Below are 15018 nucleotides of genomic sequence, written 5' to 3' on the forward strand. Positions count from 1 at the left end.
GCATTTGCTGGCTGCTGGCGACCTTGCTATTCAAGGAAAGTTTTTTTCTGTTATTTTGAGTTAATGTTTCATTAATGTGTTTCTTCTAAAAATGTATGTGTATCGAAGAAGTTACCGAGTTCTGCTTTGATGTGTTGGTTTTCAGTGTTGATTTCTGTGATACGAATGATAGAAGAATAGTCTTCTAATTGATGTCCTGAAACTCCTGATTCACAGAAAACGACAGCACCTACTGCTTGAGAATCGAATTCTTGGATCAGACTTCTCATCCCATTGATGGTACCACCGGCTTTTAGGAAGTCGTCGACAATGAGTACATTCGATCCACTTGGAAGAGTACGTTTAGATAATTCCATTTTTTCAACACGAGAAGAAGAACCAGATACGTAATTAATGCTGACAGTGGCTCCTTCTGTAATTTTCGAATCACGGCGAACGATAACAAATGGTACATTTAAATAATTGGCAACTGTTTGGGCAATTGGAACGCCTTTTGTTGCTACAGTCATAATGACATCAACTTTCTTATCTTCGTAGGCAGAAGCAATCATTTTTCCTAAGTGATGAAGAACGTCTGGTTTTCCTAATAAATCAGATAAGTAAATATATCCACCAGGAAGTAGACGAGTAGAGTCATTCATTTGGTCACAAATTTTTTGTGCAGCTTCTAATGCTTGTTCTTTCTTGATTTTTGGAGTGAAAATCACGCCTCCAGCAGCTCCTGGGAGTGTATTGACGACTCCAATTCCTTGAATTTCAAAGGTGCGTTTAATAATAGCAATGTCTTCGCTGATGGAAGACTTTGCAGATTGGTATAAATCTGTAAAACTTGTTAATGAAATCAATGTGTGAGGATTATCGAGTAATCGTTGTGTCATATCGATTAAACGTTCGCTTCTTTTTAATTTCATTGGTTAGCCTCCTTTAAATTGAATCAAAGCTTTTAAGCTCGCTCTGGCTGAAGATTGCTTCAGTAAAACTATTATACAGAAAATTACGAAAATTACAACTAAAAAAAAGACGAATATTCGTTAAAATTAGATATTTCTTTCTAAAATCTTATTAAATTATCGTATTTAGTGAATTGTTTTGTTATGTTGTTGTAAAAGTAGAAAACCCAAAGGAGTGTAAAATCTTCTTTGGGTTTTTGTGTTATTTTTCTTCGTCTTAGAATTAATTCTCCGTATTTAATACGTGAGTTTCTACAGCTACTGCAACGCCATCTTCATCACAGCTTGTTGTAATGAAGTTTGCGAGTGCTTTAATTTCATCAATCGCATTTCCCATTGCAACGCCCATTCCTGCATACTCAATCATATCTCTATCGTTTTCTTGATCTCCGATACACATGACTTCGCTGGCATCTAATCCTAATAGTTCTGCTAGTTTAGCGACTGCATGTCCTTTACTTGCTTGTGGGTGTAGGACTTCTAAGTAAACAGGCATACTACGAACGATATTATGGTTTTCTTTGAATGAGTCACTTAAATTTGGAATAAGATTTTCTAAAATTTCTGGTTCATCTACGAACATCATTTTTGAAAAAGTAGCATTTGGATCAAATTGATCCAGTGTTTGTTGTACAATTGGCATACCAACAAGGTCACGTTCCATATAAGAGTATTTTCCAATATCTGGAGTTGTTACATAAATATTTTTTTCATCGATTACGTGATAGTGAACGCCGTATTGTTGATGGTAATCATCCATTTGTTTAAAATCATCCATCGTCATTCCAAAGCGTACTAAACTTTCTCCAGTTCCTGTTTTTTGAACAAGTGAACCATTATAAGTAACGACAAAATCACGATCATTAATTAAGTTTAATTCTTTTAAATATCCTTGAACGCCTGGAAGTGGACGTCCTGTACAAAGAACAACATAGACACCTTGTTCTTTTGCTTTTGTTAATGCTGCATGAACACGAGGAGTAATTTCGTGTTTTGAGTTAATCAAAGTTCCATCTATATCAATGGCAATTAATTTAATCATAGTTAGTCTCCTTTATTTTGTATCGTTGTTATTATAACATATTTCACAACTGAATGAAAAAGTACAAAAGACTTTTCTTCGTAGCTGAATTCTATGGTGAGTTCGCTAGTTTAGAAAAGTCTTTGTAATATTATTTCATTTGATTTGAGTAGACATCAAGTTTTGAAGCTAATGCTTGGAATTCTTGATAATCTTCGCTAAATAATTCTGATGTTCCTTCTGCAAACATTTCTCTAGGGAAGTATAAGCGTTCATCTCCACGAACTCTTCCTGAAATAGCAGATACTATCGAACTAACAATAGATAATTCGACCATATTTCCATTTCGTTCCATTAATTCAATTTGCGTTCTTGGTTTCACTGAATCTGGACGATAGAAATCATATGGTAAATCATAACTATTATTAATCGCAGTATAATACTCGGTATTATAACCAACATTTTGTACTAGTTCTTTCATACGTTCAATTGTTGCCACGTCATTGACAGGGTTAAATGGCACGGATTTAAATGGTCTACGATTAATAAAACGATCGGCTAAATCACTTAAAATCGCATCGTCTTCAATTTGCCAATGAGCAAAATAAGTGTTTAATACACTGTCGTCTAGACGTAGATAGTCTTCTAATGTCCAATTTTTTTCAAAAAATGGTTTTAAGAAAGAGGCGGTATATTTTAATGGATTAGTCGTTGAATGATAACATTCAGTAGCACGTTTTAATAAGTGATTTAACACCACTTCCATACCTCTTGATACTGGATGGAAATAAACTTGCATATACATTTGATAACGGCTAACGACATAATCTTCTACGGCATGCATTCCTGAGAAGTTAAAGGCAATCCCACCTTTATAAGGACGAATCACACGTAAAATACGCGTTAAATCAAAGGTTCCATAGTTTACTCCTGTGAAATAAGCATCTCGTAGTAAGTAATCCATACGGTCAGCATCAATTTGACTAGAAATTAATTGAACGACTTGTGGGTTAGGATGTTTCTTTTGAATGACACTGGCTACTTCTTCTGGGAAAATAGGAGAGACTGTTTTTAAAATTTTGTTCACTTCTGTGTCTGGTGACAAAATAATATCAATCGTAATTTGTTCATGATTTGTATCGAAAATTTTCTCAAAAGCATGAGAATAAGGGCCATGTCCGATATCATGTAATAGAGCTGCACATAGGACAACAAGGCGGTTAGAGTCATCCCATAATCCATCTTCTGGGGTTGTAGAAGGGTAGTTACGAACAAATTTGTCACAAATTCTTCTAGCAATTTCATAGACGCCTAATGAATGAGAAAAGCGGGAATGTTCAGCCGTATGGAAGGTGAACATAGAAGCGCCTGTTTGTTTAATTCGACGTAATCGTTGCATTTCTCGGCTGTTAATTAAGTCTAAAATTACACGGTGTTGAATGTGAATGTAATCATGAACAGGGTCACGTAATACTTTTTCACGGGATAGTTCTTCAATATACATCAATCTTTTCCTCCTTATATTGTCTGGATTTACCGTTAAACTTTTCGAAGGTTTAAACGATCCATGGCTTTTTGGTAACTTGCTTCAGTTGTAAAATTAATTTCTGACTCTAATAATTCACATTGCCCATCTAATAGAGCTGTTAAAATGCGTTCTTTGACTTCTTGAACCGTTAGTGTTAAGTCTAATAATTGCGATACATTTGCCATACTATCTGCATTGATAGTTGGATAATGCCAACGTGTTTCTTCTCCCTTAATACTTTCTTCATAAAAATCATGGATTAAGTTTCCACGTTCTTCTTGATCTCCATTAATGCTAAGATAAATAGAGACACAAATGGAATTTTTGAAACGTCTTTGCGCGATTCCAGCGAATTTTTTCCCTTGGATACTTAAATCATAGTCTCCTGGACAATAGGAATCGCTCACTTCAAAGGCTAGGATTTCTTTTTCTCCAATGGCTTCTGGAAAGGCACGTGTGATGAGTTCTTGCATCCATTCATAGACTTGAGTAATCGTTGCATTTTGTCTAGAAAATAATAAACTAATATTTAAAACGCCTGAGTTACTAACAACGGCTAAGCCTCCAGCATGACGAACAACTGGTGTGTAGTTTCGTTGTTTTAATAAAGCAACTCCCTCTTCTAAATAGGGTGTTTTAGTATCTGTCATTCCTAAAATGACTGTATCTTCCATTTCCCAAAAATGTAGAAACGTTTCTGCTGGGAATTGTACCAAATGATGTAAGATAGATTCATCCACTGCAAATGGAACAAAATAATCTTGCATTTGTTCTGATGAAGAGACAATCGTTTCTAGTAATTGTACTTGTTGATTTGTAATAGGTGTTTGTATCATAAAAAATCCTTTCCAATAAATAAGGAATACACTTACATTATAGCAAAAAAACGTGTATTCAGGCATAAAGAAGCGATTTTTTTGCCAAATTATTAAAGAATTTTCAAGATTTTAAAGAAATGGTGGAGTTTTTGTTGTAGATTGAGTAGGATAAAGTTGAAAAGAATACGAAAAGAGGGATTTTTATGAAAATTTTAGTCGTAGATGACGATCGCGAGATTGTTGAATTATTATCGATTTATTTAAGAAATGAAAAATTTGATATTGTAAAAGCTTATGATGGAAAACAAGCATTGGAGAAACTTCAAGCTTATTCAGATATTGATATGGTGATTTTAGATATTATGATGCCACGATTAGATGGAATTTCTGTTGTGCATGAAATTCGTAAAACGAATGATACTTTACCGATTTTATTATTAAGTGCCAAATCAACCGATATTGATAAAATTCAAGGATTGACAAATGGGGCAGATGACTATGTAACGAAACCATTTAATCCATTAGAAGTGATTGCACGTGTAAAATCATTATTACGTAGAACTTCAGCTTTAACAAAAGAAAGTGAAAGTGCTGAAGAAATTACGATTGGCCCATTATTAATTAATAAAGGCTCTCATCAAGTAACAACATTAGATGGCTTAGAAATTCAATTAACCGTGTTAGAGTTTGGAATTTTATTCTTACTAGCAAGTCACCCTAATAAAGTATTTAGTGCAGATGAAATTTTTGAAACGGTATGGCAACAAGAAAGTATTGTCTCTACTAAAACTGTAATGGTTCACGTCAGTCATTTACGTGACAAGATTGCTGAAGCAACAGGTGGAGATAAGGTTATTGAAACCGTATGGGGAGTTGGCTATAAAATTGAAAGTAAATAGCAAATTTTTTCAAAAAAAGGCAGCTAGAGAGGAAAAACCTGCTGCCCTATTGAAATTAACAGCCCGGGAAATTAGTGAATTATTTTTAGAAGGCATTATTACACTCTGTATCGTCTTTGTCTTATATTTAGGAGCTTTAGTATTGTTGAATCAATTTCTAGATGCGCCTGGATACTTTGTAGATGGTAGTCGTTCCATTCGTCAAGCATGGAATGTAGCTCCTAGTGAAGTCCGCTTGTATAAAAATATTTTTTCTATTAGTTCGATTATTTTTGCGATTGGATTTACTTATTGGCGTTTAATTCGCCGTTATCATCAAATGCAATTGTCTCATGTTTTAGAGGAATTACATTTAATTGCGCAAGGAGATTATGATCGAAGAATTCCTTTCCAATTAGCAGGAGATATGGGAAAAGTAGTGACGAGTATTAACCGTTTAGTAGATTCAACCGTAAGCGCCATGGAAGATGAACGGATGATTGAAAAATCAAAAGATGAATTGATTACAAATGTTTCTCATGATATTCGTACCCCTTTAACGTCTATTATTGGGTATTTAGGATTAGTCATTAATGGAAAGCCTAAAACACCTGAAGAAACAAAGCGTTATGCAGAAATTGCGTATCATAAAGCGCAACAAATGAAGGCATTAGTAGATGATTTATTCGAATATACAACGACAAGTCCAAATGGAGCACCATTGCGATTGAATGATATTCCAGTAGCGAATTTCTTAGAACAAGTAGCAGCCGATTTTGAATTAGAAGCACAAAAACGTCAAATGACAATTGAAGTGATTCCTCCAAAAAGAAAAATGGTCTTGGAGATGGATGCTGAAAAAATGGTGCGTGTCATTCATAACTTACTGTCAAATGCCATTAAATATGGTCGTGAAAATACGAAGATTACGATAGAAGTATTGGAACAAAAAGATATTGTAACCATTGCTGTTCGTAATATTGGAGAACCTATCTCCAAAGAAGTGTTGGAGCATTTATTTAGTCGTTTCTATCGTGCAGAAGGCTCTCGTTCGAAAGAAACAGGTGGAACAGGCTTAGGTTTAGCCATTGCCGATAATATTGTTCGAAGTCATGGCGGGAGAATGTTAGCTGAATCCGTCGGAGAAGTGATTAGTTTTTATATTTGCTTGCCGAATGATGCGGATGTTTAGAGAGAAATGAAGTACAACAAAAAGACATAACTATCTAGTATACTTAAGTCAACGAAATCAAAGTATAGAAATGATAGTTATGTCTAAACACTAAATAAAATAATACTGCAAAGAATTTATATTTAAGTATTGAAAGATAAAAAATAATTTTTCATCATAATACTACAATATTAAAAATTAAGATTTATAATTTTATCAGTCTTATTGGCTAAATTCATATCATGAGTAACAATAATGATAGTTTTCCCATATTTATCTCGTAAATTTTTTATTAAGTTAAATACTTTTTCAGACATAATGGGATCAAGAGAACCTGTAGGTTCATCAGCTAAAATTAAGTTTCCTGGTTTTAAAATACATCTAGCAATAGCTACTCTTTGTTGTTCTCCCCCAGATAATGTATTTACAATTTTAGTTTTTAAATCAAATATATCCAACTCATTTAGAACATTATCTATTAGATGGATTTTTTCTTTTTTTGAGATATCTAAAAATTCCATAGCAATTAGTAAATTATCAACAACTTTTATATCATTGATTAAAGCAAACGATTGAAATAAATAATTAATACTGTCTCTTCTCAATTTCATTGCTAAGGAACTGTTGATAGAAGGCAATTTTTTTCCATTTATTTTAATTTCACCACTATCAACTTTTTCGAGCATTCCAATCATGTTTAATATTGTACTCTTTCCAGAGCCAGACTTACCTATGATAGATACAATTGATTTTTCAGGAATAGAAATAGTGAAATTATCAATAATTTTTCTGCCATTATAACTTTTAGAAACATTTTTTAATTCTAGTATATTCATATTCCCCTCCTATGATTTTAAAAATAGATTTAGTTTTTTCATTTGATTACTTATCATAATCTTATAAAATATAACAAGTTGTATTAAACCAAGAACTATCATAAATACTATGCCAACTTTACTATGAAAAAGTATAACAGTTACAATGTCTAAGGTTACCACAAAAGTTGTTAACAGTAGCGGGATTTTGTATATGTTAAAATTGCTATATCCCAAGAATTTCTTAACAGATATTTTTTCTTTATACGCATTCTGAAAAATGGTTATGATGCTAACCAATAAAATAATCACGATAAATGTAATAGCAATTAAAGCTCCCAAAAATAATTGTATCGTTAACCATAAATCTTTTTGTATTCCATCAACAAATAAACGAATTGTAGCAAACTCTATATAGTTATCATTTAAATTAAATTTTGATAAGTATTCTTGGCTTAAATACTTCGCTTCAGCTTCCCCTTCAAGTTTAATGTAAGAATTTTCTAAACCAATAGCTATTAAACTTTCTGTCTCTCTATAGATCATATTCTCAGGAGTAATGACTAATATGATTGGATCTTTAATCATAAGTTTATCTACTGATTTCGTACTAAATGAAAATACTTCTTGATTAAATTGATATTTTAAAAATTCAAATTCTTTATTTTCATTAAAACTAGTTTTAATATCATCTGATCTAATATTTTTAGTATCTTTTTCGATGAGCATTTCTTTTAACAGTTTAATTTCATTATCTGCTTTATTTTCTGGAATTAAATAAGTTCTAGTTCCTCGCTTAGCATTTTCTATAACTGAATCTTCAATTTTTATACCAATCTTTTTTAAATAATTAGGAGATACCGTCAATTCCCAAAATTCTTCGTTAGGAACAGATTTATAAACTTCATTTAATTTATACTTCTTTAGCATATCCTTGGAAATAAATGAAGTGTTTATGATATTTACATCGTTATCATCTGAAATTTCTTTGTACCAGTTATAAAAATCTCTAAAAAACTCTTTTGATTGCCTGTTAAAACTAGCTTGATCATTTCCAACACTAATATTTTTTAAAATTTTATAGTCAGAAACCTTATTCCAGTTTTTAGAGATTTCTATATTTTTTTGGACTTCTTGGTAGGGGCTATCTATATATACACTTCCTACAATTAAGAAGATATTAAAAATAAAATACACCAATACTGCAACAATCATATATTTTCTTCTTGGTATTCTTTCTCTTACTGCATTTATTGCTGAAATTAAGAAGATAAAAAGGGATGCTATTAATAATAAAATACTAATGATTATAAAATGAAGTATTCCTATCCCAAGCATTAAACTAATAAAAAAAATGGAGTTGAAAGTAATATCCGTTAAAACTAATCCATAGGGTATGAATAAAAAAATAGATAACAGAGCCGTATAAATTAACGGTTGATATAACTTAATAGCAAAATATTTTCTTGACCATCCTAGTAAAATAAGTTTACCTAAATTAGGCAAATACTTTATCGTTATTACAATAAGTAACGATAATAATACTAAATTGCTAATCACAAACATACCAACTATTATTATTTCATTCAATCCATGATCTAGAAAATATCCAGATTTACCATCAAAAAAAACGGAACTATCAACACCACTCACTTTACTGAGTCCTTCTAAAAATTCTATTTTTTTTGAATTATCTAATCCCAGAATTCTGTATTCACCATTAATAGTTTTTGTTTCTCTAATTGTATTTGATAACTTTTTAAAGACTATATTTTCTCCGAATTTAAAACGTGGAATATTATCAATACTATTTAATGTAGTTTCAGATATACCCAAAGTTGCATTTTCATCTTTTGCAACTAATAATTTCTCTAATTTATTTGAATTAGTAATATTTTGCCCTAAAAAATCAAGTGTTAACTTAGCTTTATTAGATTTTATATCTCCGTCAATACTAAACAAAGCACCATTAACTGCACCATGTGTATTAAGCAAAAAATCTTTCCTAATATAAAACAATCCATTTTGTTCTGCATATTCATTTAAAAATTTATACGTAGAGTCTGCTTTTTCTTCTGGTATCGTTTTCAATTGAATGTATAAAGCGGAAGATGGATACATACTTAATTTATTAAAATATGCTATATCCATGTAAAAAGTTGCCACTAATGAAAATAAAACACTATTTAGTAATATCATAATACAAGTTAAATATTTTAATAAATTATTGTTAAAAATACTTTTCATAGTGCCTCCTAAATGAACTATTAATAGAAAATATTCAAATATAACTATTTACAATCCCGATATGCTCTAGCTTTAGAGTTTCCTACAAACTGTGAAGCATAAGCAATTTATTTTGTGTTATTTTTAATTATCTCTCTTTGTCTACATTATAAAATGTTAACCGCTTACGTTCAAGTGGTGGCTTGGACTTTGGAAAGAAATATTTTTGAAATACCGACCCCAAAAGTTAGACTAAAAATCTAACCGCTGGAGGTCGGTATCTTTTTGCTAGTCATCATTTTATAAAATTGTTATGATAGAACAAAATGAATGTGGAGGAAGAAGTATGAAATTAACAACATGGAATGTGAATGGAATTCGTTCTGTTTTAAATAAAGGGGCTTTACAAGAATATGTATTAGAAGCTCAACCAGATGTTTTATGTTTACAAGAAACAAAGGCACAACCTGAACAAGTGGATTTAGGAATGGAATTTGCAGGCTATCATGCCTATTGGAATTCAGCAGTGAAAAAAGGATATTCTGGAACAGCTATTTTTACAAAGGAAGAACCGATTTCTGTTCAATATGGATTAGGAATTGAAGAACATGATCAAGAAGGACGTGTCATTACAGCAGAGTATGCAGATTATTATTTAGTGACAGTTTATACGCCAAATGCGAAACGTGATTTAACTCGTTTAAGTTATCGCCAAGTGTGGGAAGATGATTTTTTAGCTTTTATTAAAAAGTTAGAAGAAACAAAACCTGTTATTTTCTGTGGAGACTTGAATGTTGCGCATAAGGAAATCGATTTGGCAAATCCAAAAACAAATACAAAAAATGCAGGATTTACAAAAGAAGAGCGTGAAAAATTTGATCAAATTGTAGAGAATGGCTTAGTAGATGTGTTCCGTTATCGTTATCCAGATACAGTAGGAGCTTATACTTGGTGGAGCTATATGGGTGGCGCTCGTGCAAGAAATATTGGATGGAGAATTGACTATTTTGTTGTATCAGAAGTGTTAACTTCTCGCATTCAAGAAGTGAAAATTCGTGCGGATGTAACCGGAAGTGACCACTGTCCAGTGGAGATGGAAATAATCTAAGAGTTTACAAAAAATGTCTGAATTTTGATAGGGAGGGACTATGAAGATTCAGACTTTTTTGTTGAGTAGGAATCTGCTCATAATCTGCTCACATTCTGCTCAAAATTTGCTCATTTATGATATACTGATACAAACAGAAAAGAAGGGAGCGCATATTGATGACACCCCATTACCGTATTACAGAGAAAATATTGAATTTGGTACAAGAAATATCTGAAAAATCAACACAATTATCATTTGAAAAAAGAGAATTGCATTTACGAAAAGAAAATCGGATTCGTTCTATTCAATCTTCATTAGCGATTGAAAATAATTCATTAACGCTAGAACAAGTTACCGATATTATTGAAGGGAAGAGAGTATTAGGCCCACAAAAAGATATTCATGAAGTTCAAAATGCTTATGAAGCTTATGAACAGGTATTTAAAATGGATCCATATGAAATCAATGATTTTTTATTAGCGCATCACTTACTCATGCAGGGGTTAGTCAAACTTCCGGGTAAATTTCGATTGGGAGATGTAGGAATTTATGATTCGAATGGTAGAGTCGTGCATATAGGTGCTAGAGCACAGTTTGTTGGATCATTGATTCAAGAGTTGTTTGATTGGGGAAAGAATAGTACGATTTCTCCTATTGTTAAGTCATGTGTGATTTATTTTGAATTAGAAATTATTCATCCGTTTGAAGATGGAAATGGTAGAATGGGACGGTTATGGCAAAGTTTAATTTTAAGTAAGTGGAATTCCTTATTTGAATGGCTACCAATAGAATCTGTTATTTATAATCATCAACAAGGTTACTATGATGCTTTAAGCAAAAGTAATCGAGAAAATGATGCTACGTATTTTATTGAATTTATGTTGCAAGCTATTCTTCAAACATTAGAGTCTTATGGAGAAACTGCTTCTGTAGTGGAAAATTTCGTTATTCATTTAACTGTAAAGGAAAAAGAATATTATCGAGTATTAGAAACTTATTTAAAAGCGCATCAATCTGTTAGTGCTTATCAAGCCCAGGAATTATTAGGAATGAGTGGAGCTAGTGTGAGAAGATATTTGAAAAAATATGTAGAAATAGGATTACTAAAGAAAACAGGAACTACAAAAAATCGATTGTACTATCTTGTATAACCGAAAAAGAACGTTTGTTCGAAATGTAAAAGAAACTATGCTATACTAAGGTGAACGCCTAAGGGCAGAGTTTTTGATTTTAAAATAGAAATAGAGGAAGATGGAATGGCGAAAGATCAGATTATCGTTCGTGGAGCACGCTCCCATAATTTAAAAAATATTGATGTAACAATCCCTAGAGATCAATTAGTAGTAATTACAGGATTATCAGGTTCAGGGAAGAGTTCACTAGCTTTTGATACATTATATGCAGAAGGGCAAAGAAGATATGTAGAGAGTTTATCAGCTTATGCAAGACAATTTTTAGGGCAAATGGATAAACCAGATGTCGATAGTATTGATGGATTAAGTCCAGCAATTGCGATTGACCAAAAAACAACTTCTCGTAATCCTCGTTCAACTGTCGGAACAGTAACGGAAATTAATGATTACTTGAGATTATTATATGCACGTGTAGGAAAACCGTATTGTCCAAATGACGGCACTCTAATTGAAAGTCAGTCGATTGAACAAATGGTGAATCGTGTAATGGAATTGCCAGAAAGAACAAAAATTCAAATTTTAGCTCCGATTGTAAAAGGGAAAAAAGGAGAACATAAAAAGGTTTTCGAATCGATTCAAAAAGATGGCTATATTCGTATTCGAGTAGATGGCGAAATGATGGAGACAACGGATGAAATTTCATTAGAAAAAAACAAAAAACATTCCATTGAAATTGTTGTCGACCGTATTATTGTATCGGATAAGAGCCGTTCAAGATTATTCGATTCATTAGAAGCAGCACTTCGTTTAGCAGAAGGCTATGCGATTGTCGATGTCATTGGGCAAGAAGAAATCTTATTTAGTGAGCACTATGCTTGTCCTCATTGTGGATTTACGATTGGAGAATTAGAGCCACGTCTATTTTCATTCAATGCACCTTTTGGAGCTTGTCCGGAATGTGATGGATTAGGAATGAAATTAGAAGTGGATATCGATTTAGTCATTCCAGATAAAGAAAAAACATTAAATGAAGGAGCATTAGCGCCTTGGAATCCGATTAGTTCGAACTATTATCCAGAGATGCTACGTCAATTTTGTGAGCAGTTTAAAGTTCCAATGGATTTACCTTTTGAAAAATTAACACAGTCTCAGAAAAATTTAGTGTTATATGGTTCTGGAGATGCCACTTTCCATTTCCATTATGAAAATGAATTTGGTGGCGTTCGAGATGTGGATGTACCTTTTGAAGGAGTCATTGTCAATGTGAAACGCCGTTACCATGAGACAAATAGCGATTATACTAGAGAACAAATGCGTCAATATATGACGGAATTATCGTGTAAAGCTTGTCATGGACATCGTTTAAATGAACAGGCATTAGCGGTAAAAGTGAATCATAAACATATTAGTGAAGTGTTAGAACTATCCGTTGATGAAGAAATTAAATTTTTCAAAGACTTAACGTTATCTCCACAAGATGAACAAATTGCTGCTCCTATTTTAAAAGAAGTGCAATCTCGTTTAACATTCTTGAAAAATGTTGGTTTACAATATTTAAACCTTAGCCGTGCAGCAGGAACTTTATCAGGGGGAGAAGCGCAACGGATTCGTTTAGCGACTCAAATTGGATCGAATTTATCAGGAGTGTTATATATTTTAGATGAGCCATCGATTGGATTGCATCAAAGAGACAATGATCGATTAATTCAATCATTACAAAATATGCGTGATTTAGGAAATACATTAATTGTAGTCGAACATGATGAAGACACGATGAGAGCAGCGGATTACTTAATTGATATCGGACCAGGAGCAGGAGAATTTGGTGGACAAATTATTGCTGCTGGAACGCCAAAAGAAGTGGAAAAAAATCCAAACTCATTGACGGGTCAATATTTATCAGGAAAAAAATCAATTGCCGTTCCAACGGAACGTAGAACAGAAGATAAAGGGTGGATTCGCTTAAAAGGAGCCAGTGAAAATAACTTAAAATCTGTTAACGTGGATATTCCTTTAGGAAGATTAGTAGCCGTTACAGGGGTTTCAGGTTCTGGAAAGAGTTCTCTTGTCAATGGAGTATTGAAAAAAGCTCTAGCAAGAGAAATTTCAAAATCAAAAGAAAAACCAGGAGCCTTTAAATCGATTGAAGGATATGAAGGATTAGATAAAATCATTGATATCGATCAAAGCCCAATTGGTCGTACTCCAAGAAGTAATCCAGCAACTTACACAAGTGTATTCGATGATATTCGTGACTTATTTGCCACTACAAATGAAGCGAAATTACGTGGCTATAAAAAAGGACGTTTTAGTTTCAATGTCAAAGGTGGACGATGCGAAGCGTGTAAGGGGGACGGTATTTTAAAAATTGAAATGCATTTCCTACCAGATGTATATGTTCCGTGTGAAATTTGCCATGGTAGTCGTTATAATTCAGAAACATTGGAAGTTAAATATAAAGGAAAAAGTATTGCAGAAATATTAGAAATGACGGTAGATGATGCGGTAGAATTTTTCCAAGCTGTTCCAAAAATTAAGCGAAAACTTCAAACAATTAAAGATGTTGGTTTAGGCTATGTGACTTTAGGGCAATCTGCTACAACTTTATCGGGTGGAGAAGCGCAACGAATGAAATTAGCGAGTGAACTGCAAAGAGTGTCTACAGGGAATACCTTTTATGTATTAGATGAGCCAACGACAGGGCTTCATACAGATGATATTGCTCGATTATTAGAAGTCTTGAACCGATTAGTAGAATCAGGAAATACAGTTTTAGTGATTGAACATAATTTAGATGTGATTAAAACGGCGGATTACATTATTGATATGGGACCAGAAGGTGGAAGTGGTGGAGGACTAGTTATCGCTACTGGAACACCTGAAGAAGTAGCTCAAGTTGAAGGAAGCTTTACAGGTCAATATTTGAAGAAAGTATTGAAACAATGAGAATGAAAGACTTTAGGAATTATGGAAGAAGTAGTTTCTAAAGTTTTTTTTCGTATTAAAAACTAATGGATTATGAGAAAAGACGGTAGATAGATAAGAATTCCGTGAAAGTTTGGTAAAATCAATATTTAAAGCGTTTACATAAAAATATCTCAGTGCTAGAATAGAGGTATCAAATTTAAAGGGGATGGAAATATGGCACGTAAAAATTTGAAACATCAAATTATTGCGGGATTGTCGACAACTTTATTATTAGGGATGCTTGTAGTCAATCCAGTCTTTTCTAATAACAAGTCATAGTCACTTATAAGAATTACTAATAACGCGTTTTACCAGTCTAACTAAAATACAGCTATAAAACAAGATACACAAAGGATTTGAGGCATTTGTCTCAAGTCTTTTTCTTTTGTTTAAAACAGAGATATAGTTTCAAACTATATCA

At 32.7% G+C, this 15018-nt stretch carries 11 protein-coding genes; 5 read left to right on the forward strand and 6 right to left on the reverse strand.

The features are described from left to right. Nucleotides 1-71: 71 nt before the first annotated feature. The 4 genes from purR to RYL55_RS06750 all read right to left on the reverse strand — a co-directional run bounded on the left by purR (nt 72) and on the right by RYL55_RS06750 (nt 4335). The gene (purR, locus tag RYL55_RS06735) at nt 72-911 is read right to left on the reverse strand and encodes a pur operon repressor (protein WP_315008193.1); all 840 of its coding nucleotides are present in this window, start codon (nt 909-911) and stop codon (nt 72-74) included. A 262-nt stretch (nt 912-1173) separates the two neighbouring features. Next, nucleotides 1174-1992: a sugar-phosphatase gene (gene yidA, locus RYL55_RS06740; RefSeq protein ID WP_315008194.1), complete on the reverse strand. Its 819-nt coding sequence runs from the start codon at nt 1990-1992 to the stop codon at nt 1174-1176. Between the two features lie 130 nt (nt 1993-2122). Beyond that, the gene (locus tag RYL55_RS06745) at nt 2123-3475 is read right to left on the reverse strand and encodes an HD domain-containing protein (protein WP_315008195.1); all 1353 of its coding nucleotides are present in this window, start codon (nt 3473-3475) and stop codon (nt 2123-2125) included. Between the two features lie 35 nt (nt 3476-3510). Further along, a complete protein-coding gene (locus RYL55_RS06750) occupies nt 3511-4335 on the reverse strand; it encodes a lipoate--protein ligase family protein (protein ID WP_315008196.1) in 825 nt (274 codons plus the stop codon). A gap of 185 nt (nt 4336-4520) precedes the next feature. On the opposite strand from RYL55_RS06750, the gene RYL55_RS06755 reads away from it, so the two are divergent. Both RYL55_RS06755 and RYL55_RS06760 read left to right on the forward strand, forming a co-directional pair. Further along, nucleotides 4521-5216, forward strand: coding sequence for a response regulator transcription factor (locus RYL55_RS06755; RefSeq protein WP_315008197.1), 696 nt, complete (start codon nt 4521-4523; stop codon nt 5214-5216). Continuing rightward, nucleotides 5173-6387 (forward strand): HAMP domain-containing sensor histidine kinase, encoded by a 1215-nt coding sequence (locus RYL55_RS06760; RefSeq protein ID WP_315008198.1) that lies wholly within the window; start codon nt 5173-5175, stop codon nt 6385-6387. Before RYL55_RS06755 ends, RYL55_RS06760 begins: the two co-directional genes overlap by 44 nt. 170 nt (nt 6388-6557) lie before the next feature. Here the strand turns inward: RYL55_RS06760 and RYL55_RS06765 are convergent, their stop codons facing one another. Both RYL55_RS06765 and RYL55_RS06770 read right to left on the reverse strand, forming a co-directional pair. Further along, nucleotides 6558-7202, reverse strand: a complete 645-nt coding sequence (locus RYL55_RS06765) for an ABC transporter ATP-binding protein (RefSeq protein WP_315008199.1) — start codon at nt 7200-7202, stop codon at nt 6558-6560. 9 nt (nt 7203-7211) lie between these two features. Next, nucleotides 7212-9428, reverse strand: coding sequence for a hypothetical protein (locus RYL55_RS06770; protein ID WP_315008200.1), 2217 nt, complete (start codon nt 9426-9428; stop codon nt 7212-7214). A 325-nt stretch (nt 9429-9753) separates the two neighbouring features. Here RYL55_RS06770 and RYL55_RS06775 point away from each other — a divergent pair, with 325 nt between their 5' ends. The 3 genes from RYL55_RS06775 (at nt 9754) to uvrA (ending at nt 14576) form a co-directional block, all read left to right on the forward strand. Beyond that, nucleotides 9754-10515, forward strand: coding sequence for an exodeoxyribonuclease III (locus tag RYL55_RS06775; protein WP_314404700.1), 762 nt, complete (start codon nt 9754-9756; stop codon nt 10513-10515). A 158-nt stretch (nt 10516-10673) separates the two neighbouring features. Then, entirely contained in the window at nt 10674-11648 is a 975-nt protein-coding gene (locus RYL55_RS06780) for a Fic family protein (protein WP_315008201.1), read from the forward strand. 105 nt (nt 11649-11753) lie between these two features. Beyond that, a complete protein-coding gene (uvrA, locus tag RYL55_RS06785; protein ID WP_315008202.1) occupies nt 11754-14576 on the forward strand; it encodes an excinuclease ABC subunit UvrA in 2823 nt (940 codons plus the stop codon). Nucleotides 14577-15018 lie beyond the last annotated feature (442 nt).

This window comes from uncultured Granulicatella sp. (assembly GCF_963515615.1).
Lineage (GTDB): Bacteria > Bacillota > Bacilli > Lactobacillales > Aerococcaceae > Granulicatella.

What these genes read in the sequence shown, in the direction of transcription:
- RYL55_RS06780 (WP_315008201.1), top strand. Translation starts at nt 10,674, where the DNA reads ATGACACCCCATTACCGTATTACAGAGAAAATATTGAATTTGGTACAA.
- RYL55_RS06745 (WP_315008195.1), bottom strand. Translation starts at nt 3,475, where the DNA reads ATGTATATTGAAGAACTATCCCGTGAAAAAGTATTACGTGACCCTGTT.
- yidA (WP_315008194.1), bottom strand. Translation starts at nt 1,992, where the DNA reads ATGATTAAATTAATTGCCATTGATATAGATGGAACTTTGATTAACTCA.
- RYL55_RS06755 (WP_315008197.1), top strand. Translation starts at nt 4,521, where the DNA reads ATGAAAATTTTAGTCGTAGATGACGATCGCGAGATTGTTGAATTATTA.
- uvrA (WP_315008202.1), top strand. Translation starts at nt 11,754, where the DNA reads ATGGCGAAAGATCAGATTATCGTTCGTGGAGCACGCTCCCATAATTTA.
- RYL55_RS06750 (WP_315008196.1), bottom strand. Translation starts at nt 4,335, where the DNA reads ATGATACAAACACCTATTACAAATCAACAAGTACAATTACTAGAAACG.
- purR (WP_315008193.1), bottom strand. Translation starts at nt 911, where the DNA reads ATGAAATTAAAAAGAAGCGAACGTTTAATCGATATGACACAACGATTA.
- RYL55_RS06765 (WP_315008199.1), bottom strand. Translation starts at nt 7,202, where the DNA reads ATGAATATACTAGAATTAAAAAATGTTTCTAAAAGTTATAATGGCAGA.
- RYL55_RS06770 (WP_315008200.1), bottom strand. Translation starts at nt 9,428, where the DNA reads ATGAAAAGTATTTTTAACAATAATTTATTAAAATATTTAACTTGTATT.
- RYL55_RS06775 (WP_314404700.1), top strand. Translation starts at nt 9,754, where the DNA reads ATGAAATTAACAACATGGAATGTGAATGGAATTCGTTCTGTTTTAAAT.